17 protein-coding genes are annotated in these 22,382 nt (G+C 71.2%); 5 read left to right on the top strand and 12 right to left on the bottom strand.

Features of this window, described 5'->3' with window-relative positions; genetic code table 11:
- Positions 1-67 precede the first annotated feature (67 nt).
- Complete coding sequence (hrpA, locus tag HCN51_RS29660; protein ID WP_168013731.1) at positions 68-3,937, top strand: ATP-dependent RNA helicase HrpA; 3,870 nt, start codon at positions 68-70, stop codon at positions 3,935-3,937.
- Here the strand turns inward: hrpA and HCN51_RS29665 are convergent.
- Entirely contained in the window at positions 3,927-4,526 is a 600-nt protein-coding gene (locus tag HCN51_RS29665; protein WP_168013733.1) for a Uma2 family endonuclease, read from the bottom strand. The genes hrpA and HCN51_RS29665 overlap by 11 nt on opposite strands.
- Before the next feature lie 111 nt (positions 4,527-4,637).
- Positions 4,638-6,641, bottom strand: a complete 2,004-nt coding sequence (locus tag HCN51_RS29670) for a catalase (RefSeq protein ID WP_168013735.1) — start codon at positions 6,639-6,641, stop codon at positions 4,638-4,640.
- A gap of 83 nt (positions 6,642-6,724) precedes the next feature.
- On the opposite strand from HCN51_RS29670, the gene HCN51_RS29675 reads away from it, so the two are divergent.
- Positions 6,725-7,378, top strand: coding sequence for an HAD family hydrolase (locus HCN51_RS29675; protein ID WP_168013737.1), 654 nt, complete (start codon positions 6,725-6,727; stop codon positions 7,376-7,378).
- Here HCN51_RS29675 and HCN51_RS29680 read toward each other — a convergent pair.
- The 7 genes from HCN51_RS29680 to HCN51_RS29710 form a co-directional block, all read right to left on the bottom strand.
- On the bottom strand, positions 7,371-7,694 hold the full coding sequence (locus HCN51_RS29680) for a DUF5709 domain-containing protein (RefSeq protein ID WP_240973370.1): 324 nt from the start codon (positions 7,692-7,694) through the stop codon (positions 7,371-7,373). The two genes, HCN51_RS29675 and HCN51_RS29680, sit on opposite strands and share 8 nt — an antisense overlap.
- A gap of 33 nt (positions 7,695-7,727) precedes the next feature.
- Positions 7,728-8,288, bottom strand: coding sequence for a hemerythrin domain-containing protein (locus HCN51_RS29685; protein ID WP_168013739.1), 561 nt, complete (start codon positions 8,286-8,288; stop codon positions 7,728-7,730).
- A gap of 23 nt (positions 8,289-8,311) precedes the next feature.
- A complete protein-coding gene (locus HCN51_RS29690; RefSeq protein ID WP_168013741.1) occupies positions 8,312-9,865 on the bottom strand; it encodes a gamma-glutamyltransferase in 1,554 nt (517 codons plus the stop codon).
- A 77-nt stretch (positions 9,866-9,942) separates the two neighbouring features.
- Positions 9,943-10,254 (bottom strand): MerR family transcriptional regulator, encoded by a 312-nt coding sequence (locus HCN51_RS29695; RefSeq protein ID WP_080036189.1) that lies wholly within the window; start codon positions 10,252-10,254, stop codon positions 9,943-9,945.
- A gap of 54 nt (positions 10,255-10,308) precedes the next feature.
- Positions 10,309-10,743, bottom strand: coding sequence for an Hsp20/alpha crystallin family protein (locus HCN51_RS29700; RefSeq protein WP_168013743.1), 435 nt, complete (start codon positions 10,741-10,743; stop codon positions 10,309-10,311).
- Between the two features lie 111 nt (positions 10,744-10,854).
- Complete coding sequence (locus HCN51_RS29705; RefSeq protein ID WP_168013745.1) at positions 10,855-12,111, bottom strand: MFS transporter; 1,257 nt, start codon at positions 12,109-12,111, stop codon at positions 10,855-10,857.
- A gap of 104 nt (positions 12,112-12,215) precedes the next feature.
- On the bottom strand, positions 12,216-13,949 hold the full coding sequence (locus HCN51_RS29710; RefSeq protein ID WP_277350119.1) for an ABC transporter ATP-binding protein: 1,734 nt from the start codon (positions 13,947-13,949) through the stop codon (positions 12,216-12,218).
- A 69-nt stretch (positions 13,950-14,018) separates the two neighbouring features.
- On the opposite strand from HCN51_RS29710, the gene HCN51_RS29715 reads away from it, so the two are divergent.
- Positions 14,019-14,438, top strand: coding sequence for a MarR family winged helix-turn-helix transcriptional regulator (locus HCN51_RS29715; protein ID WP_168013747.1), 420 nt, complete (start codon positions 14,019-14,021; stop codon positions 14,436-14,438).
- A 34-nt stretch (positions 14,439-14,472) separates the two neighbouring features.
- On the opposite strand, the gene HCN51_RS29720 is transcribed toward HCN51_RS29715, so the two are convergent.
- Positions 14,473-15,468 carry an amidohydrolase family protein gene (locus HCN51_RS29720; RefSeq protein WP_168013749.1) on the bottom strand — a complete coding sequence of 332 codons (996 nt, stop codon included), beginning with the start codon at positions 15,466-15,468 and terminating at the stop codon, positions 14,473-14,475.
- Between the two features lie 62 nt (positions 15,469-15,530).
- Entirely contained in the window at positions 15,531-16,700 is a 1,170-nt protein-coding gene (locus HCN51_RS61540) for a helix-turn-helix domain-containing protein (protein ID WP_168013751.1), read from the bottom strand.
- A 106-nt stretch (positions 16,701-16,806) separates the two neighbouring features.
- On the opposite strand from HCN51_RS61540, the gene HCN51_RS29730 reads away from it, so the two are divergent.
- On the top strand, positions 16,807-18,933 hold the full coding sequence (locus HCN51_RS29730) for a M6 family metalloprotease domain-containing protein (RefSeq protein ID WP_346433845.1): 2,127 nt from the start codon (positions 16,807-16,809) through the stop codon (positions 18,931-18,933).
- Between the two features lie 112 nt (positions 18,934-19,045).
- The gene (locus tag HCN51_RS29735) at positions 19,046-21,535 is read left to right on the top strand and encodes a tetratricopeptide repeat protein (RefSeq protein WP_168013753.1); all 2,490 of its coding nucleotides are present in this window, start codon (positions 19,046-19,048) and stop codon (positions 21,533-21,535) included.
- A gap of 11 nt (positions 21,536-21,546) precedes the next feature.
- Here HCN51_RS29735 and HCN51_RS29740 read toward each other — a convergent pair whose 3' ends face one another.
- Positions 21,547-22,302 carry a hypothetical protein gene (locus tag HCN51_RS29740; protein ID WP_168013755.1) on the bottom strand — a complete coding sequence of 252 codons (756 nt, stop codon included), beginning with the start codon at positions 22,300-22,302 and terminating at the stop codon, positions 21,547-21,549.
- Positions 22,303-22,382 lie beyond the last annotated feature (80 nt).

The following is a 22,382-nucleotide window of genomic DNA, read 5'->3' on the forward strand; positions in this document are numbered from 1 at the left end:
GCGGGCGCGTCAGGCACCATGGGCGGTTGGCTCCGGCGATGCGGGGCTCAAATATCCTGAAAGCAGTATGGGAACGCCTTCGTTGTCCTCTCCACTCGCCGACCTCCAGTCTCGCCTGCCCGAGCTCATGCCTCGCGACCAGCGGCGGCTGCGGCGCCGGCTCGACGGCATGCGCCGCGTGCGCTCCCGTGACGCCCGCGACAAGATCGTCGCGGAGATCCTGGCCGACGTGGAGCGGGCCGAGCAACGACTGGTACGGCGCCGCGAGGCCGTACCAGTAGTGAGATATCCAGAAAACCTGCCGGTCTCGCAGCGTAAAGACGACATCCTGGAGGCCATCCGCGACCACCAGGTCGTGATCATCGCCGGCGAGACGGGCTCCGGCAAGACCACGCAGATCCCCAAGATCTGCCTGGAGCTGGGCCGGGGCGTGCGCGGCCTGATCGGCCACACCCAGCCCCGCCGCATCGCCGCCCGCACCGTCGCCGAGCGCATCGCCGAGGAGCTCGGCACCGGCCTCGGCGAGGTGGTCGGCTACAAGGTCCGCTTCACCGACCAGGCCAGCGACCGCACCCTGGTCAAGCTCATGACCGACGGCATCCTGCTGGCCGAGCTGCAGAACGACCGCATGCTCGACCAGTACGACACGCTGATCATCGACGAGGCCCACGAGCGCAGCCTCAACATCGACTTCATCCTCGGCTACCTCAAGCAGCTCCTCCCCAAGCGCCCCGACCTCAAGGTCGTCATCACCAGCGCCACCATCGACCCCGAGCGGTTCTCCCGCCACTTCGACGACGCGCCGATCATCGAGGTCTCCGGCCGCACCTACCCGGTGGAGGTGCGCTACCGCCCGCTGGAGGAGGACGACGACCAGACGCAGGGCATCGTCGACGCCTGCCGCGAGCTGATCGGCGAGGGGCCCGGCGACATCCTGGTGTTCCTGTCGGGCGAGCGGGAGATCCGCGACGCCGCCGACGCGCTGGCCAAGGCCGAGTTCCGCAACACCGAGGTGCTGCCGCTCTACGCCCGCCTCAGCGCCGCCGAGCAGCACCGCGTCTTCCAGCGCCACACCGGCCGCCGCATCGTGCTGGCCACCAACGTCGCCGAGACCTCGCTCACCGTCCCCGGCATCAAATACGTCGTCGACCCCGGCTACGCCCGCATCTCCCGCTACAGCCACCGCACCAAGGTGCAGCGCCTGCCGATCGAGCCCATCTCGCAGGCCAGCGCCAACCAGCGCAAGGGCCGCTCCGGGCGCACGTCCGACGGCATCTGCATCCGCCTGTACGAGGAGGAGGACTTCCTCGGCCGGCCGGAGTTCACCGACCCCGAGATCCTGCGCACCAACCTGGCCTCCGTCATCCTCCAGATGACCTCGATCGGGCTCGGCGACATCGAGGCGTTCCCGTTCGTCGAGCCGCCCGACCGCCGCCAGGTCAAGGACGGCGTCAACCTGCTGCACGAGCTCGGCGCGTTCGACGCCCAGAACAAGCTCACCCCCATCGGGCGCAAGCTCGCCCAGCTCCCCGTCGACCCGCGCCTGGGCCGCATGGTGCTGGAGGCCGAGAAGAACGGCTGCCTGCGCGAGGTCATGGTGATCGCCGCCGCGCTGTCCATCCAGGACCCGCGCGAGCGCCCCGCCGACAAGCAGCAGCAGGCCGACGAGAAGCACCGGCGCTTCGCCGACCCCGAGTCCGACTTCATGGCCTACGTCAACCTGTGGAACTACCTGCGCGACAAGCAGAAGGAGCTGTCGTCCAGCGCGTTCCGCCGATTGTGCAAGGCGGAGTTCCTCAACTACCTGCGCGTGCGCGAGTGGCAGGACATCTACAGCCAGCTGCGCCAGTCGCTCGGCGTCCAGCCCGGCAGCGGCCCGGCCGACCCCTACCACGTGCACGTGTCGCTGCTCGTCGGGCTGCTGTCGCACGTCGGTGTCAAGGACGTCATGGAGAAGCGCGGCGCCGACGGCCGCCGCCCCATCCAGGAGTATCTCGGCGCGCGCAACGCCCGCTTCGCCATCTTCCCCGGCTCCGCGCTGGCCAAGAAGCAGCCGCAGTGGATCATGTCGGCCGAGCTCGTCGAGACCTCCCGCCTCTGGGCCAGGGTCAACGCCAAGATCGAGCCCGACTGGGTCGAGCCGCTCGCCCAGCACCTCGTCAAACGCACCTACTCCGAGCCGCACTGGGAGAAGAACCAGGGCGCCGTGATCGCCCTGGAGAAGGTCACCCTCTACGGCGTGCCGATCGTGACCGGCCGCAAGGTCAACTACGGCCGCATCGACCCCGACCTGTCGCGCGAGCTGTTCATCCGGCACGCGCTGGTCGAGGGCGACTGGGACACCCACCACAAGTTCCTCAAGGACAACCGCCGCCTGCTCGGCGAGGTCGAGGAGCTGGAGAACCGCGCCCGCCGCCGCGACATCCTGGTCGACGACGAAGCCCTGTTCGACTTCTACGACCAGCGCGTGCCGGCCGACGTCGTCTCCGCCCGCCACTTCGACTCCTGGTGGAAGAAGACCCGGCAGGAGCAGCCCGACCTGCTCACGTTCTCCCCGGAGATGCTGGTCAACGAGGGCGCCGACGTCAGCACCCGCGACTACCCCGACACCTGGAAACAGCTCGGCCAGCGGATGAAGCTGACCTACCAGTTCGAGCCGGGCGCCGACGCCGACGGCGTCACCGTGCACGTGCCCCTCCAGGTGCTCAACCAGGTCACCTCCGACGGCTTCGACTGGCAGATCCCCGGCCTGCGCGAAGAGCTGATCACCGCCCTGATCCGCTCCCTCCCCAAGCACCTGCGCCGCAACTTCGTGCCCGCCCCCAACTACGCCAAGCAGGTGCTCGCCGGCGTCAAGCAGGGAGCCGAGCCGCTGCTGGAAGCCGTCGAACGCGAGCTGCTGCGCCTGACCGGCGTCCGCGTGCCCCGCGACGCCTGGCAGCTCGACCAGGTGCCCGACCACCTGCGCATCACCTACCGGGTGATCGACGAGCGCAAGCGCACCGTCGCCGAGGACAAAGACCTCGACGCGCTCAAACGCCGCCTCGCGCCCCGCCTGCGCCAGACGCTCTCCCAGGCGGGCGACGACCTGGAGCAGACCGGCCTGCACACCTGGAGCTTCGGCACCCTGCCCAAGGTCTTCGAGCAGGGCCGCATGAAGGGCTACCCGGCCCTCGTCGACGCGGGCGACTCGGTCTCCATCAAGATCTTCGAAACGCAGGCCGAGCAGCGCCGCTCCCACTGGCCCGGCGTGCGCCGCCTGCTCCTGCTCAACGTCACCAACCCCGCCAAGTCACTGCTCGGCGGCCTGTCCAACCAGGCCAAGCTGGCCCTGTCACGCAGCCCCCACGGCGGGGCGGTGGCCTTGTTCGACGACGTGGTCAACGCCGCCGTCGACAAGCTCATGCGCGACGCCGGTGGCCCCGCCTGGGACCCGGTCGGCTTCGACCGCCTCTACCAGCACGTGCGCGCCCACCTGTACGAAACGGCGGCCGACGTGCTGGCCAAGGTGGAGCAGATCCTCAGCGTCTGGCACGAGTCGAACGTCCGCCTCGACGCCCTGCGGCCGAGCGCGGCGACGGACGACGTCCGCGACCAGCTCGGCAAGCTCGTCTACGCCGGCTTCGTCACGGCCACCGGCTACCAGCGCCTCTCCGACATCCTCCGCTACCTCCGCGCCATCGACCGCCGCCTCACCAAGCTCCCCGAGGAGCCGTGGCGCGACCAGGAGTGGATGGACCGGGTGCACAAGGTCGAGGACGACTATCAGGACGTGCTGGAGCGGCTGCATCCGGCCCGGCGCGGGGACCCGGACGTGGTGGAGATCCGGTGGATGATCGAGGAGCTGCGGGTGAGCTTCTTCGCCCAGACGCTCGGCACTCCCACCCCTGTGTCGGAGAAGCGCATCGCGAAGACGCTGGAGAAGCTCACACCATGAAGATCGAGGTGTCGAGCTCGAAATCGATGGGAGTGGGCAGGTGGAGCGGCTTGCCCAGGGACGTCGTGCTGATCGAGGTGTACCGGCCGCCTTCCAGATCGCTGTGAACAGTGACGCTCGGGGATTGGGTGATCGGGTCGACCAGCAGGTAGACCGCGACCCTGCCCAGGGCGTAGAGGCGCAGTTTGTCCACGCGGTCGATGTGCAGGCTGTTGGGTGAGATCACCTCGACGGCCATGAGCACTCCAGGCGACAGCAGCTCGTCGCCCCAGCGTTTGCAGCCGGCCTCCCACACCACGTAGTCGGGCTGAACGGCGTCGCGTGGGCCGTCGATGCAGACGTGCGGGCCGTAGGCGCCGCGCCAGCCGCGCTCCTTGCACAGCGGATTCAGGGTGATGTGCAGCTCGCCGCCCATCAGGAAATGCTCTGGACTGCCGGAGGGGCTCACGATCAGGGTCCCTTCGATGACTTCCGTACGGAAGCCGGGTAGGGGGGATAGGGCTTCGAACAGGTCTCTTGCGGTTCGAGGCGTGGGCTTGTAGGTCGGCTCCGGCTGGGTCGCCGGAGGTTCGATCGCCATGGCTACCATCGAATCTGTCCCTTCGTGTTCGAACGGGTACGCTAAGTATGTCACCGGATCATCACCCATAGCGACCGAAGCGGCCGCCTCCGCTCACAGCGGAAGCGGCCGGCGAAGGGCTCAGGCGGGCACGCCGGAAACGTCCCGGTCGTAGAAGCGGTGCCCGGCCACGGCCTCGGCGAAGGCGGCGGCGATGTCGTCCCCGACGATCACCCCCACGTCGTTGGGCAGCCGTGCCGCCTCCACGAGCTGCCGGCCCGACCCCACGGCCCCCACCGCCTTGCCGTGGCGGAAGGCCTCCAGGACGAAGAACACGGCCCGGGCCGAGGCGGACAGGAGGGCGCCGTCGGCGGCCACCACCGCGTCGTAGAGCACGGAGCTGGCGGCGCTGAGCTGCCGGTCCACCGGGAGGCCGCCGAGCGTGCCCTCGCGGGGTGCGACGATCTCGCAGATGGCCCCCTGGCCTTCCAGGGCCTGGCGCAGGGTGGTGACGGCGGCGGCGTCCGTGCCGTCGGCCATCAGGATGGCGATCTTGCGGGTGGCGACGCTTCGGGGCTGGCCGGTCATGCTCAGGGCGGGGGAGGTGCGGGAGTGCACCTGGCCGCCGCCGGGCGCGGGCAGGCCGAGACCCTGCGCGACGGCCGCCCCGAGGTCGGGGTGGATCCTGCCGAGGTGGGCGACCATGGCCTGCTTGATGGGGGGCCGCTCGACGTGCCCCAGCTCGAACAGGAACGCGGCCACGATGTGCCGCTTCTCCCAGTCGGCCATGCTGTTCCAGAACAGGGTGGCCTGGCTGTAGTGGTTCTCGAAGCTGGGGCTGCGCCGGCGGATCTTGGTGCCTTCCACCTTCTCCTGGTAGTGCCGGTAGCCGTCCCGGGCGGCGGGGCAGCCGCCGCTGATGGAGTTGGGGGCGTAGCTGGTGCGCGACTCGTGGATCAGGTGCTGGTGGAAGCCGTCGCGCTGGTCGTTGCGGACGGGGGCGATCGGCCGGTTGATGGGGATCTGCGTGAAGTTGGGCCCGCCGAGGCGCAGGAGCTGGGTGTCGAGGTAGGAGAAGTTCCTGGCCTGGAGCAGCGGGTCGTTGGTGAAGTCGATGCCGGGCACGACGTTGGCCGTGTGGAAGGCGACCTGCTCGGTCTCGGCGTGGAAGTTCTGCGGGTTGCGGGTGAGCGTCATCTTGCCGATGGGCCGCAGCGGGACCTGCTCCTCGGGGATGATCTTCGTGGGGTCGAGCAGGTCGAAGTCGAAGTCGTGCTCGCGCGACTCGGGCACGAGCTGCACGCACAGCTCGTACTCGGGGTAGGCGCCCCGCTCGATCGCCTCCCAGAGGTCGCGGCGGTTGAAGTCGGGGTCGTTGCCCTGGATGCGCAGCACCTCGTCCCACACCAGCGAGTACGTCCCGAGCTTGGGCCGCCAGTGCCACTTGACGAACGTCCCCTGCCCCTGGGCGTTGACCAGCCGGAACGTGTGCACCCCGAACCCCTGCATCATCCGGTAGCTGCGCGGGATCGCCCGATCGGACATCACCCACATGACCATGTGCAGCGACTCGGGCTGGAGCTGGATGAAGTCCCAGAACGTGTCGTGCGCCGACTGCGCCTGCGGGATCTCCCAGTGCGGCTCGGGTTTGACGGCGTGCACGAAGTCGGGGAACTTGATGCCGTCCTGGATGAAGAAGACCGGGATGTTGTTGCCGACGATGTCGAAGTTGCCCTGGCTGGTGTAGAACTTCGTGGCGAAGCCGCGCACGTCGCGTACGGTGTCGGCGGAGCCGCGGAAGCCGGCGACGGTGGAGAAGCGCACGAAGGTGGGCGTCCGCGCGGAGGTGTCGTTCAGGAACTCGGCGCAGGTGTACTCGCCGAGCGGCTCGTACAGCTCGAAGATCCCGTACGCGCCGGATCCGCGGGCGTGCACCACCCGCTCGGGGATGCGCTCGTGGTCGAAGCGGGTGATCTTCTCGCGGAAGTGGAAGTCCTCCATGAGGGTCGGCCCGCGGGTGCCGGCCTTGAGCGAGTTGTCCGTGTCGTCGACCGGGATGCCCTGGTCGGTGGTCATGGTGTGGTCGTCGAGAGGCACGCGGTGCTCGTCGAGCTGGCGGTCCTTGGCGTCACGCTCAGATTGCATGAAAAGATCCCCCTTGCAGGTGTTTCGTCCGGTGTCGCCTAGTGCCCGGACAGATGAGGTGAAACGTGCGAGCAGGGGGATCGATGATCAAGGCAGTGGTGTTCGACGTCGGCGAGACGCTGATCAGCGAGCAGCGGATCTGGTCGCGCTGGGCCGAGCGCCTGGGCGTCGATCACTTCACGCTGATGGGGGTGCTCGGCGGGATGGCCGCGCTCGACCGCCACCACCGCGAGGCCTTCCGGATCCTGCGGCCGGGCACCGACCTCGACGCCGAGGAGGCGGCCTGGGAGCGGGACGACCCGGGCGGCCTGCGCAACCACTTCGACGCCGACGACCTCTACCCCGACGTGCGCGCGGCCCTGTCGGCCATCAGGGCGGCCGGATACCAGGTGATCATCGCCGGCAACCAGCCGCGCCGCGCGTACGACGCCCTGGTGGCGATGGACCTGCCGGCCGACTCCGTGCACACCTCCGACGGATGGGGCGTCTCCAAGCCGGAGGCGGGCTTCTTCGCCAAGGTGGCGGCGGTCGCCGGCCGCGAGCCGGGCGAGGTCCTCTACGTGGGGGACCGGCTCGACAACGACGTGCTCCCGGCGGCCGCGGCGGGCATGCGCACGGCGCTGCTGCGCCGCGGCCCCTGGGGCTACCTGCACGCCGACCGGCCGGAAGCGCAGGCCGCCGACGTGATCGCCGACGACCTGCATGCGCTTCTGCCCGCTCTGGCGCGGCTCACCTGAGATTCTCGTCGGGGTCGATGCGGACGGCCCGCTCCTCCGCCGACATGTCGTCGTTGTCGTCCAGGTAGTCCGCGCCGATCTCCTCGTCGTCACGGTCGGGCTCCAGCCCCTCGTCCGGCTGCGTCAGCCGGTGTTTGGGACGGGGCTCGTGCAGGCGCTCGGGCGCCTCGCGCCGCAAGCGCTCGTCGAGTGTGTCCCTGCGCTGCGGGTCGTCGTCGACGACCTCATGGTGAAGGCCGAGATCGTCGGTCCACTCGGTGACTTCGATCTCTTGCTCGTCCGCCATGCCGTGCCGGTTCGGAGGTGTTTCGGTCATATGCGCCCCCTACCCATGGAGCGGCCCGGAATCCTAGGACTTGGCCTCCCGTAGGGCCTGGGCCAGCTCTTCTTTGCCCATCTGGGAGCGGCCGGGGATGTCCGCCTGCTGCGCCTGCTCGTACAGCTCGGCCTTTGTGGGCTCGCCCGACCCGCCGGACGGCCCGCCGGACGACGCGCCGAGCGCCTGCAGCTCCTCGGCCCTGCGCTGCTGGAACGCCTTGCCGAGCCGCTCCAGCTCCTTCGCGTCCGAGGCCTTCTTCAGCTCGGGCAGGAGCTTGGTCTCCTCCTCCTCGACGTGGTGGTTGATCGACTCGATGAGGTCGTCGAGCGCCTTGGCGAACTCCGCCGTGCCGGGCTGCGCCCGCACGAGCGAGTCGAGCAGCACCTCCGCCTCCTTGTGCTCCTCGACGCTGTGGTGGGCGTCGATGCCGGGGTAGACGCGGTCCTCCTCGGCGCGCGCGTGCGCGATCAGGAGGGCGTGCAGCTCGGAGACGAGCGCCTTCTGGTCGCCCTGCCCCTTCTTGAGCTTGTCGAAGATGCCTTCCACGACCCTGTGATCCTGCGTGATGAGAGTGATGACGTCCGTAGCCATGGTGTGGCTCGCTACCCGGACGATCAGCGTCCAATCGCGGAGCCGACCAGGGAACGCGGGTCGGCGGCGCCGGCCAGCATGCCGTCGGCGCGCGCCTCGATGAGGTGGGCGTGGCCGAACGAGCTCCCGTACGGCAGCGCCGCGACCCGGTGCCCGGCGGCGGCCAGGCCGTCGGCCCAGGTCGCGCCCTCCTCCAGGTCGAGGACGGCGTCGTCGGGCGCGTCCCAGGTGTCGAATCCGGTGCCGCCGGTGCCCAGCCGCCAGCGCGGCGCGGAGACGGCCTGCCCGGGCTCCTCGCCGTGCAGCAGCAGCCGGGTGATGACCTGCAGCAGGATCTGGGGCTGTGCGTCGCCGCCCATGGTGCCGGTCACCGCTCTGAGCGTGCCGTCGCGGCGGGTGATGAGCGCGGGGGCGAGCGTGTGGGGCGGGCGCCTGCCGGGGCCGTACTCGGCGGGGTGGCCGGGCTCGAGGGAGAAGCCGATGCCGCGGTTGTGCAGGTTGATGCCGGTACGGGGCTCGAACAGCATGCTGCCGAACCCGGCCGCGTTCGACTGGATGAGCGACACGCCCATGCCGTCGGCGTCGACCGCGCACAGGTACGTCGTGTCGCCCGGCTCGGACGGCACCCGCAGCCGCAGCCGCGAGCCGGGGTCGACGAGCGCCCGCCGCCTGGCCGTCTCGGCCGGGTCGAGCAGGTCCTTGGCGGCCTCGTGCAGCACGTCGAGCCGGTCGTGCCCGGCGACCCTGGCGGTCTCGGCCAGCAGGTGGGCCCAGGCGGGATCGCGCGGCGAGGCGGGCAGGTCGAGGCCCTCGGCGATGGCCAGGGAGCGCAGCAGCAGGTAGCCCTGCGAGTTGGGCGGCATGGACCAGACGTCGTGGCCGAACGCGCGCACCTTCAGCGGCTCGACCCAGTCGGCGCCCGGCGCGGCCAGGTCGCCCTCGGTGAACTCGCCGGCGCCCAGCTCGACCAGGCCCTGCCCGAACTCGCCCAGGTAGAAGCCGTCTCTGCCGCGCTCGGCCACCGCCCGCAGCGCGCGGGCCACACCGGGCCTGGTCACGCGGTCGCCGGCGGCGCGTACGGAGGCGAAGTCGGAGCCGCCGGGCCGCCGGGCCGCGTTCACGGCGCCGGCCACCATCAGCGGCGAGGCGGGGAACCCGTGATCGGCCAGCCTGATCGCGGGCGCGAGCAGCTCCGCCAGCGGCAGGCGGCAGTGGCGGGCGTGCAGCGCCGCCCATCCGTCGACGCAGCCGGGCACCGGCACGGACCTGATGTCGTGCAGGTGCGGCATGCGCACGTGGCCCTCGGCGCGCAGCCGGGCGGGATCCGCGCCGGATCCCGCCCGTCCTGAGGCGTTGAGCGCGCTCGCCCCGCCCCCGCGCGCCGGCTCGTGGACCAGGGCGAACAGGTCGCCGCCGAGCCCGCACATGTGCGGCGCGACGACGGCGAGCACGGCGTTGGTGGCGATGGCCGCGTCGGCGGCCGATCCGCCACGCTCCAGCATCGTCAGCCCGGCGGCCGAGGCCAGGTGGTCGACGCTGCACACCATGCCGGAGGGCGCGTATCTGGTGTTGTGCACGTCACGAGGGTACGCGCCCCGCACGCCTCACGCGGGTACGCGCCCCGGTGCACCTGACGCGGGGTGCGCGCCCTCGCTCACTCCCGATCGCGCAGGCGCGCACGGGTCTCCTTGAGCTCCTGGCGGAGCCTGGCCACCTCGCGCTCCAGCTCGAGGATGCGGCGGATGGCGATGAGCGTCATGCCCTCCTCGGCCATGCGGGTCACGTGCTGGACGACGACGATGTCTCGCCGCGAGTAGCGCCGCTGGCCGCCGCTCGAGCGGCTCGGCCTGATGACGTCGTGTTGGTCGAGCCGCCGCAGGAAGGCGTGCTGGACTTGCAGCATCTCCGCCACCTGCCCGAGCGAGTAGAGGGGCGCGTGCTCGTCGTCGAAGGGCAGGTCCGGCATGTCCTCTATTCTCCTCGTGGCTCGGGGGCGGCACCACCGCCCCCGGACCGCGTGTCAGGCCTTGATGGCCTTGGTCTCGCCTCGCTGGATCGCCACCTTACGCGGCTTGGCCCGCTCGAGGACCGGGATGCGGACGGTGAGCACGCCGTTGGCGTACCCCGCGTCGATCTTGTCGCTGTCGAGGTGCTCCGACAGGTAGACCCGCCGGGTGAAGGTGCCCATGGTGCGCTCGCGGACGAACAGCCGCTCGTCCTCCGAGAGCTCTTCCTCGCGGCGGGCGCTGACGCTGAGGACGCCGCGGTCGACCGTCACCTCGATGGAGTCGGGGTCGATGCCGGGCAGGTCGAACCGCAGGAGCACGTCGTCGGAGCGGCGCAGCCCGTCCATCGGCATCATGGCGTTGCCGGTGCTGTCGAAGGTCTGCCGGGCCAGGCGGTTGAACTGCCGCTCGAACTCCTGGAAGAACGGATCGATCGAGGTCAACAACATTTCCATCCTCCTCCGCTGGATGCTCGGTTGCAGCTAACCTCTAACTTCAGTTGTAGGTTACCTGCTCACTGAGATCAAACCAAGAGGGGTAAGGAAGAATTCCCGCCCGAGTCAGGCGTTCTCGAGGCTCGGGCGCCGCACCCTGACGGCCTGCCTGACCGTCCGGCCCGACAGCCTGGCCAGCGCCACGGCCGTGAGCAGGGCCGCCGCCACGCAGGACACGCCGCCGATCTCCAGCGCCACCCGCGGGCCGAGCGTGTCGCTGAGCCAGCCCAGCAGCGGGCCGCCCACCGCGCCCGCGCCCGCGCTGACGATGGACAGGGCCCCGATGACCCGGCCGCGCATCTCGTCGGGGCTGTCGAGCTGCGCCCGCGCGTTGACGGTGGTGTCGAGCGCCACCGCGCCGGCCGCGATCGGCAGCATCATGGCCGCGAACGTCCACAGCGACGGCATCAGCCCGCTCAGCGCCTGAGCCACGCCCGTCACGAACGCCGTGATCAGCAGCAACTTGAGCGTCAGGTGCGGCCGGGTCGCGGCCAGGAAGCCGCCCAGCACGGTGCCGACGGCGAAGACCGTGGACAGCAGGCCGTAGCCGCCGGCGCCCGCGTCCAGGGGGCCGGCGCTCATGGAGGCCATGGTGACCTGGAAGTTGCGGCCGACGCTGCCCGAGACGAACCAGAGCGCGAGGACGGCCAGCAGCCACGGGGTGCGCAGCACGTACCGCAGCCCCTCCAGCACGGCGCCCGGCTGCCGGGTGGCGGCGGCCAGCACGTGGAACTCGGCGCGGCGCATGGCCGCCATGGCCGCGAGCACGAAGAAGAAGCTGACGGCGTTGACGACGAACAGGCCGCCCATGCCGGTGAGCGGCAGCAGCGCGCCCGCCAGGCTCATGCCGAGGATGCGGCCCGCGGAGTTGAGTATCGAGCCGAGCGCCATCGCGTTCGGCAGGTCGGCGGGCGGCACCACCTCGGCGCCGAAGCGGCCGAGCGCCGGCCCGCCGAGCGCGCCGACCACGCCGCCCATCAGGGCGACGGCGTAGATGGGCACCACGGAGCGCACGTCCGAGAACGCGATCACCGCCAGCACCACCGCGAGCCCGGCCTGCGCGAGCTGCGCGGCGGCCACGACGGGCCTGGTGGGCAGCCGGTCGGCCAGGGCGCCGCCCCACATGCCGAGCAGCAGCGTCGGGAGCGCCTGCATGACGAGGCTCAGCCCGACGCTGGTCGCCGAGCCCGTCAGGGTGAGGATGAGCCAGTTGACGCCGAGCACCTGCATCCAGGTGCCGGTGACGGAGACGATGTCAGCTCCCGCCCAGAGCCGGTAATTGTGATGACGCAGGGCTCTGAACGTGGAGGTTGTGGGGAACAAAACGAGTCCTTGCCTTGGAGATGCACCGAGGCAACAAACACGCCGTTCTGGGAGGCGGATTCCGGTCTGGCCGGAATGTGAGGCATCACACGTTTAAAACGCGATTAGACGAGTTCCAGGGGATGATCGCGGCTCACCAGCGCCGCGTAGTGGCCGCCCAGCGCCACCAGCTCGTCATGGGTGCCGCGCTCCACGACCCGCCCCTGGTCGAGCACGATGATCTGGTCCGCGTCGCGGATCGTGGACAGACGGTGCGCGATCGTGATCGTCGTGCGCCCCCGCGCCAGCGCGTCGAGCGCCTGCTGCACGGCCAGCTCCGTCTGCGTGTCCAGCGCGCTCGTGGCCTCGTCGAGCACCAGCACCGGCGGGTCGCGCAGCAGCGTGCGGGCGATGGCCAGGCGCTGCTTCTCCCCGCCCGAGAAGCGGTAGCCGCGCTCGCCCACCATGGTGTCGTAGCCGTCGGGCAGCGCGGCGATGCGGTCGTGGATGCGCGCGGCCCGCGCCGCCGCCTCCAGTTCCTCGTCCGTGGCCGAGGGGCGGGCGAAGCGCAGGTTGTCGGCGATCGAGGCGTGGAACAGGTACGTCTCCTGCGAGACCACCCCGACCGCGTCGCTCAGCGTCTCGAACGTCAGCTCCCGCACGTCCACCCCGTCGATCGTGACCCGGCCGCCGGTGACGTCGTACAGGCGGGGGAGCAGGTAGCTGAGCGTGGTCTTGCCCGAGCCCGTCTCGCCGACGACGGCCAGGCTCGTGCCGGCGGGGACGGTGACGTCCACGCCGGTCAGCGTGGGCGCGTCGCCGTAGGAGAAGTCGACGTTCTCGAAGCGGACCTCCCCGCGCACGCCGTCGAGCCGCTTCGTGCCGGGACGGATGTCCACGGGCAGGTCCAGATACTCGAAGATGCGCCCGAACAGCGCCAGCGAGGTCTGCACCTCGACCCCGAGCCGCAGCAGCGAGACCGCCGGCCTGAACAGGCTCGTCTGCAACGTGGTGAACGCCACCAGCGTGCCCACCGAGATCGCCCCCGTGTGGCCGACGGCCCAGTAGATCGCCGCGGGCATGGCCGCCATCACGATCTGGATGGACGACTGCCGCCACCGCCCGGCCATGCTGGTGCGGACGCCGAGCTCGGCCAGCTCGTGGGAGGCCCGGCCGAAGCGCTCGGTCAGCTCGGCGGAGCGGCCCATCGTGCGGCCCAGCAGAATGCCGCTGATCGACAGTGACTCCTGCACCATCGAGGCGATGGCGGCCAGCTTGCGCTGCCGCTCGGAGGTGATGCGCTTGCGCTCGTCGCCGACCTTGCGGCTGATCCACACGAACACCGGCAGCAGGACGAGCGAGATCAGGGTCAGCCGCCAGTCGAGCGCGAGCATGGCGACGATCGTGGCGGTCACGGTGGTCAGGTTGGAGACGAGGGAGGCGGCGGTGGAGGTGACGACCGCCTGCATGCCACCGATGTCGTTGGCGATGCGCGACTGCACCTCGCCGGTCCTGGTCCTGGTGAAGAAGGCCAGCGACATGCGCTGGAGGTGGCTGTAGACGGCGATGCGCAGGTCGTGCATCACCCGCTGGCCCACGGTGGTGGACACGAGCGTCTGCAACGTGTCGAACACGCTGGTGACGACCGCCACGAGCACCATGCCCAGCGCCAGCAGCGTGAGCAGCGCGGTGTCGCCCTGCGGGATCGCGACGTCCAGCACCTCGCGCAGCAGGAACGGCGAGGCCAGCGAGACGAGGGAGGACAGCAGGATGAGCGAGGCGACCACGCCCAGGCGGCCGCGGTAGGCGCCGAACAGCTTGACGATGCGCTGGAGCGGCGCGCGAGGTTCTTCCGCCAAATGGGGTCTCCTTTCAGATGTCCACTCAAACAGAGGTTAGCTCATATTTGTTCCGTTAAACTGTTTCGTATGGCAGAAAAGGAGCTCGCCGAGCTCTTGTTCCTGGTCGGCAAGCGGTTGCGACACGGCTACCTCCAGCGGCTGGTGCCGCTCGGGCTCACTCCCGGGCAGACACGGGCGTTGCGGGCGCTCGCCGACGCCGGGCGGCCCCTGCGCATGGTCAGGCTCGCCGACGAGCTAAGGATCGTGCCGCGCTCGCTCACGCCCGTCGTGGACGCGCTGGAGGAGGCGGGGCTGGTCCGCAGGGAGGTCGATCCGGCCAACCGGCGCTCCACGCTGCTCGTGATCACCCCCGAGGGGCGCGAGCTGGCGGAGCGGGCCCGCGACGCCCGCCGGCAGGCGGGCGAGGACCTGTTCGCGGTGCTGTCGCAGAAGCAGCGCGAGCAGCTCGGCGAGCTGCTGACGCTGGTGGACGGCCAGTTCAGGTGAGAGCGCGCTCGGCGAGGGCGCCAGGACGGCCGGTTCAGCCGGCGAGGGCGCCGCCGACGACCGTGCCGAGGCACGGCGGCTCGGCCAGCAACGCGGAGTACGGATACCGCCCGCGCGCGTCGTAGACCGCGAAGTCGGCGCGGGAGCCGGGCGCCAGCGATCCGATCCTGCCCTTGCCCCGGTCCATGCCCAGCGCCCTGGCCCCGCCCAGCGTGGCGGCCTCCACCAGCCGCCGGTCCAGACCGCGCGGCCGCAGCCCGAGCCCGTGCACGTGCCGCCGCACGGCCGCCGCGAGCCCGAGCGGCCCGCCGGGCCCCGCGCCGCACAGGGCCACGACGTTGCCCTCCTCCAGCAGCGGCAGCACGTCCTCGGCAGCGGGAGACAGTGCCACGACGGTCCTGCGCAGCCGCAGCAGCTTGCGCTCGCCGGGGTCGAGCGGCCGGGCGCACACCACGTGGCACAGCGGCCCCAGCACCCCGGCCTCGTCCAGCGCCGCGGGGGAGTGCCGGTCGAGATCGACCAGCAGCCGCAGGCCGAACGTCCTGGCCAGCACGGCCACGTCCTCCAGCACGAGGGGGTCGCGGGTGTGCACCGCGAGCCCGACGGCGCAGGGCCGGTCGACCTCGCGGATGGCGGTGATGACGGCGTCGCGCTCGCGCTCCTCCCACTCCTCCTCGCTCTCGCTGGTCACCGCGACGTAGGAGATGCCGGGCAGGCCGCCGGGGTCGGTCAGGTCGGCGACGACCCGGGCGCGGGCGGTCACCCCCGGCATGGCGGACGGCGTGGCGGAGCCGGCGTCCACCAGGCCCGCCACGATCAGGCCGGGCCAGCGGGTCTCCTCGGCGGCCGGATAGGAGGTCAGCAGCTCGGCCCGCGGGCCCACGGCGAGCACCCGCTCGCCGCGCGCCGCGACCGCGCCGGCACGTACGGGGTCGGCGCTCATGGGCAGGACGAGCGGCGCGGAGTGGATCACGACCGGCGCGGGCGCGCGCCGGCCCATCATCGGCCTGGCACGCTTGGCGGACGGCATTCCTACTCCCCGTCAGAATTAGCCCTCAGGGCATTAAACGTGAATGCGTGACATCACCGCAATCAAGGTGAACCATGTGAATCCCTAGGTAGGTAGCGCCCCGACAGCCGCGCCAGCTTGAGGCTGAGATGCAGCGCCAGCCGCTCCCCGCCGTCCTTCAAATCCGTGCGCGCCAGCTCCTCCACCCGCTGCAGCCGGTAGTACAGCGACGTGCGGTGCAGCCGCAGCGCCCGCGAGGTCGCCACCGCGCTGCCCGCCAGATCCAGGTACGTCTCCAGGGTCTCCAGCAGCGGCAGGTACTGCGCGTCGCCGAGCAGCCCTTCCAGCCCCGGATGCAGCTCCTGGTCGGGCCGCGCGCTGAGCATCCGGTACACGCCCAGCCGGGCCCACTCGGCGCTGCGCCCCAGCCCCGGCACCCGCGCGGCCACCTCGGCCGCGTGCCTGGCCTCCCGGTACGACCCCGCCGCCTGCGCCAGCCCCGGCCGGGCCCGCCCGACCCCCACCACCACCGGCACCGGCATGGCCGCGTGCAGGTCGTCGGCGGCGACCGGCGGCCCGGCCGTGAGCAGCACGGCGTGGTCGTAGCGCACCAGGTGCAGCGGATGGTGCCCGCTCAGCCGCCGCCGCAGCGCCAGGAGCCCCTGCTCCAGCGCCAGCCTGAGCGCGTCGTCCGGCTCGGGCGCGCGCGGCCTGGCGACCAGCACGCCCACCGGCTGGGCCTGCGGGAACGCGCCGGCCTCGATGAGCTGCTCGGCGGCCTCCCTGGCGGCCTCGCGGTCGCCGACCAGCAGCCCGGTCACCGCCTCCAGCTCCCGGTGCGAGGCGAGCCCGCTGGCCAGGCTCTCGTGGAACAGCGCCAGGGCCAGCCCGGGCGCGGCGGCGGCCGCCTCGGCGACCCCGGCGTCCGTCATGGGCGGCTGCGCGTCGATGAGCCACAGGAACCCGAGCAGCCCGTCCGCGTGCCTGATCGGCACGCAGACGCGCGGCAGCAGCCCCAGGTGCGGGGCGCCGGGCGTGCGCAGGGGCGCGGCGGCCTCGTGGATGCCCGCCGCCCGCAGCCACTGCCGCACCTCGGGCGCGGTGTGCCGGCGCAGGATGGAGTCGCGGCGCACGTCGTCCATGGCGCCGCTCTGCTCGCTGTACGCCACGACGCGCTGGACGCGGTCCTCCAGCAGGAGCGGGCGGTCGAGCCGGGCGGCGAGCTCGTCGACGGCTCGCTGGAGATCCGCCACAACCCCACCTTCACGTGGAAATTTCGTCAATTGACGGAAAGGCAACTACGTGTCTTCCCTACAACTGCTCGGTGATCTCCGTCAATAACGTCTATACCGTCGATCCGTGAACGCCCCGAAGAAGCTGCTGAAGGGTTTGCTGGCGGCCATCGTGCTGATCCCGGTGAGCCTGATGGCGACCCCCGCTTCCGCAGCACCCCCCGAGGACCCCGAGCAACCGTGGCGGCTGAACCACTGGCCCCAGACGCAGCCCTGGCAGTCGGACACCCCCCTCGACGACGCCCAGGCCCTGCGCACACGCCCCTTACCGGGCGGCATCAAGCCCATCGACCCGCAGAACTGGGAGAACCCCGACAACATGACGTGGGCGGACTACAAGAGGCCGCCCGGCACCAAGTGGAACGACCCCTCGGTCAAGGGCTCGCAGCGCACGTTCAAGGGCGCGCTGGTCCTGCTCGACTACCCCAACCAGCCGTTCGTGGTGACCCAGCCCAAGGGCTCCACCGTGTACGGCAACCCGAGCGCCGAGGCCCACGACGTCCCACGCGAGCAGGTCGCGACGTTCTACCAGAACTTCCTCAACACCCCGAACGACCTCAACAAGGGGCACACCATCCACGAGTACTGGATGGAGGACTCCGGCGGGCGCATCGGCGTGGACCTGACCGGGTTCGGGCCGTACACGATGCCCGGCAAGGACCACGAGTACGCCATGGAGTACCAGCGCGGCTCCTGCCCCGCCGGTGACACCTGCACCAGGAACCTGCGTACCGACGGGAACGCCGCCTGGCTCGCCGCCGTCGGCCCGGACGTGGCCGCGCAGTTCGACTTCGTCTTCTACCTGAGCGCCGGCCAGGACGAGTCGTCCACCTGGCAGGAGTTCGGCATGATGAAGTTCCCCACGAAGGAGGACGTGACCGACGAGTGGGGGCCGCCCGACCCCGCGCTGCCCAACTGGTCGCCCACCCGCTACGTCGAGTGGACCTCCTGGCAGGCCGGCTCCAACTTCTGGCCCAACGCCCGCTTCGGCATCGACTCGGTGCAGGCCGAGAGCTCCGGCATGGCGGTCTACGCCCACGAGCTGAGCCACATCATGGGCATCGCCGACAACTACAACAACCCGTACGCGACACCGGTGAACAGGGCGTACACCGGCATCTGGGAGATGCTCAGCCGCGGCAGCTTCAACGGCCCCGGCGGCCCGCACTCCCGCTGGCTCATCCCGCCCACCGCGGGCGCGTCCATGGGCGCCCACCACATGCTGCGCAACAAGATCAAGCTCGGCATGGTGGACGAGCGGAACGTGCTGCGACTCTCCCGTGAGGCCCTGGACGAGTCGGGGCTGGTCACGGCCCGCGTCACGGCCCGCTCGGTGCAGCCGGGCGAGAACGGGCTGTCCGGCGTCAACATCTCCTTCGACACCGGAGACAAGAGCCCCGCCTGTGACGTCAAGACCGACCCGCTCTGCGACGGCGGCGGCTGGGAGAACTACACGGTCGAGGTCGTGGACCGCATGGGCAGCGACTCCTTCACCCCGGACGCGGGCGTCCTGCTGGCCAAGACCAAGAACGAGGACCGCGGGACCGGCTGGCAGCTCCCGGCATTCGAGTGGGTGATCGACGCCAACCCGCAGGACATCGGCATGACCGACTACGTGCTGCCCGACGGCACGAAGGTGCCCATCACGATCGGCGACTACCGGCAGCTGTCCGACGCCCTCTTCCACGCCGGCACCGACTCCGGCAGCGAGTACGAGTACGTCGACGAGGCCAACCGCCTGCACTTCTACGTCACGGACGTGCACCGCAACCGCGCGGGCGAGCTCTCCTACACCGTCGCGATCCGCTCCCTCGACGGCGCGGGCCCGCAGCGGCGCGGCGTCAAGCTGCTGCCCGCCGCCGGCGTCCCCGCCGCGAAGAACGTCTCCACCTGCACGTTCCCGCTGTTCAACACCGGCAGGGCGGCCCCGGCGCAGGGGCAGCACCCGGAGGACGTCAGCGCGTACCTGAAGTCCGACCTCTACCGGCTCAAGGCCGAGGTGCAGGGCAAGGGCTGGACCGCCCAGCTCCCCAACGCCCTGGCCTCTGTCGCGTTCGGCAAGCAGGCGCTCGTGACCGTCAACGCCGTGCGCGGGGCGGGCGGCGACCGGCTCGCCAAGGTCAAGCTCACCGCCACGTCGGAGAGCGACCCGACCAAGACGACGACGGCCACCTGTCACGTGATCGGAATCTGAGTGAACGATGGGGTACGGCTGGCGCGAGCCGTACCCCATCGGCTTGAATCACCCCCGAAGGGGGTGTTCGTTGGCAGGGGACAACCTTCCGGACAAGCCGGGCCGTAGAAAGGTGCCCTGGGCGGCACCCGTCTCCGCCGGACTGGCCGCCGCGGCCGCCAGCGTGCTGACGGCCTCCATGGAGTGGGAGATCCCGCCCGCCGCCAAGGTGGGCGTCACCGTGGCCGCCGCCGTGCTCGTCGGCCTGACCACCTGGGCCACCACCGAGTCGCGCGGCCCCGCCCACGAGCGGCCCCGCCCTGAGCCGGGCACGATGCCGCCCGACCAGTGGCCGCCCGTGCCCGAGCACTTCACCGGCCGCGCCGAGGCGCTGGCGGAGCTGCGCGAGGTGTTCGCCGCCCGGCGCGGGTCCACCGACCTCTCACCGCCCCTCGTCGTCTCCGTGTACGGCCGCGGCGGCGTCGGCAAGTCGGCGCTCATGACCAGGTTCGGGCAGGAGGTGGCCGGCTGGTTCCCCGACGGCCGGCTCTACGCCGACCTGCGCGGCGGCGTGGACGCCCCCGTACGGCCCGAGGAGGTGCTGATCGGCTTCCTGCGAGCCCTGGACGTGCGCCTGACCACCGACCCCGGCGGGCTGGAGGAGCTGCGCAAACTCTGGCTGACCTGGACCAAGGGCCGCAGGATCCTCATCGGCCTGGACAACGCGCACGACGCCGAGCAGGTCAAGCCGCTGATCCCGGCCGAGCCCGGCTGCGCGGTGCTGGTCACCTCGCGCTCCCCGCTGTTCCTGAACGGCACGCACGACACCCGGCTCGGCGAGTTCAGCGAGGCGCACGGGGTGGAGCTGCTGGCCAGGCTGGCCGGCGGGGCCAGGATCGTGGAGGACCTGGAGGCAGCCAAGGAGGTCGTGCGGCTGTGCGACTACCTGCCGCTGGCGATCAACATCTGCGGCGGCCGGCTGGCCACCCGCGAGCAGTGGACGATGCGCGAGATGGCGAGCCGGCTGGCCGACAAGCGGCGCATCCTCGACATGCTCCAAGTGGCGCCCACGGTGGACAAGAGCGTGCGCGCCTCCGTCCAGCTCAGCTACGACGACTGCACCGGCGTGCAGCGCCGCCTGTTACGCCTGCTCAGCGCGCTGACCGCGCCCGACGTGCCCGGCTGGGTGGCCGGCGAGCTGCTCGACGTCTCGGGCCTCGACGGCGCCGACCAGCTCGAAGCCCTCATGGACGCCCAGCTCGCCGAGTGCTCGGGCACCGACCAGACCGGCACGATGCGCTACCGCCTGCACGACCTGGTCCGGGTCTTCGCCGCCGAGCTGGCCGAGCAGGACGAGCCGGACCGGCGCAGGGCCGCCATCGAGCGGGTGCTGCACGGCTACCGCCGCCGCGCCGAGGAGGCCGCCCAGAACCGCTGGCCGCAGGACTGGAGCAGGGGCGGCCGGCGCTCCGGCGCCGACGGGCAGCTGCGGGCGGGCGACTGGCTCAACGCCGAGCGGCTCTCGCTCATCGCCATGATCCACCTGGCCCACCAGCTCCGGCTCTGGGAGCTGACGTGGGGGCTGGCCCGGGCGTTCTGCTCGCTGTGCCACTCGCTGCGCGCGTACTGGGCCGACTGGGCGGCCGTCGCGGAGCTCGGCCGCGAGGCGGCCGAGAAGACCGGCGACCGCCGCTCACTGGCCATCGCGCTGCTCGACGCCGCGGCCGTGCACGGCGGGCTGGGCCTGCGCCGGCAGGCGCTGGAGGAGTCCGAGCGGGCCCTGGCGATCTTCGGCGAGCTGGGGGAGACCTGGTGGGCGGCCAGGGCCATGCGCACGATCGGCATGACCCTGTTCAGCGACGGCCACCTCGACCGCGCCCAGGACTTCCTGACCGGCGCCATCACCGCGTTCAAGGGCGAGGACGACCTGTGGTGGATGGCCCGCACCCAGCGCAACCTGGCCGAGATGCGGATGGCCGAGCGCCGCACCGAGGAGGCCAGGGAGCTGCTGGAGGACGCCCTGGAGGTCTTCAAGCGGGAGGGCAACCGCTACTCCGAGGCCCAGACCCTGCGCGTGTACGGCGAGGTGCTGGCCGCCCAGGCGCGCGGCGAGTACCGCCACGGCGACCACCGGGCGGCCGCCAACCTGTTCACCCGGGCCGGCTTCAGCCTCGACCGGGCCGGCGAGATGTTCAAGCAGCGCGGCGAGCTGTGGGAGGAGGCCCGCTGCCTGCGCGCCGCCGGCGAGGTCGGCGACCCCGACAACGGGCTGCGCGAGCTGGAGTACATCCGGCGCGCCGAGGAGATCCTGGCCGCGCTGGCCGACTCGTGGGGGGTGGCCAGGACGGCGGTGTCGGCCGGGCGGGCGCTGGCCAGGCTCGGGCGGATCGAGGAGGCCGAGCGGGAGCTGCGGCGGGCGGTGCGCGGGTTCGAGGAGCTGGAGGACCGCTGGTGGATGGCCAGGAGCCTGCGCTACCTCGGCGAGGCACACCTGGACGCGGGCGGGCACGGGGCCGCGGTGGAGCCGCTGGAGCAGGCCAGGGAGATCTACCGCAGCCTCGGGAACGAGGCCGGCATGCGCAGGACGCTGGAGCTCCTGCGGCGCGCGGCCCCCTCTACGTGAGCGGTGGGTTTTCAGGTGAGCGGCGAACGCAGTAGCTCCCCCGCCGCCTGCCTGGCCTGGAGGATGCTCTCCTCGAACAGCTTGCGCACGTGCGCCGCCTGGTCCGACAGCTCCCTGATGCGCTCGTGGGCCAGCTCGTCCCGCACGGTCTCGGCGAGGAGCTGCTGGTACTCCGGCGTCTTGGCCGCCAGCTTCTCCAGCCGGGTGTGGGCGTGGTAGACCTTGTCCGCCTTGAGCACCTGCTTGGCGTACTTCTCCAGGTGCCGCACGCGCTGCGACAGCGACGTCCAGGCGGCGTCGAGCGCGGTGGTGTACGGCTTGAACGCGTCCTCCATGCCCGCCGGCAGCTCACGGGGGATGAGCTTGCCGTGCTCGGCGTGCATCTTCGACAGCTTCCGCAGCCGCGTGGCGATCTGCCAGACCTCCTCCGGCAGCGACACCTGGTTCTCGATGCTGTCGATCAGGCCCGCCTTGTGCACCGCCGAGCTCATGATCGCCTCGACGGCGTTCTGCGCCCGGCGCAGGAGCTGCTGGCAGGGATAGTCGAGATCCTCGGGCAGGATGTACTGGTTCGCGTGCTCGCGCGCCAGCCGGAGTCTTCGCTTGGTGGATCGGTATGTGCTGTCCATCGCCATCCACCGGATCAGGACGATCAGGCCGACTCCCATGCTCGCGATGAAGAACGCTTGCGGACCCGCCACCATCATGAGGAACATCAGGAAGGCGGGCAGGACGAAGAGCAGGGCGGGATTGCGTGTGGTGTCCATTCGCGCGCCCGACCGAGCCATGCGGAGTATGTGCGGACTCGACCGCAGCTCGACCGAGATCTCCGGGTGCAGCGATGGAT

Origin of the sequence: Nonomuraea composti, assembly GCF_012034275.1 — a bacterium.
Classification (GTDB): domain Bacteria; phylum Actinomycetota; class Actinomycetes; order Streptosporangiales; family Streptosporangiaceae; genus Nonomuraea; species Nonomuraea composti.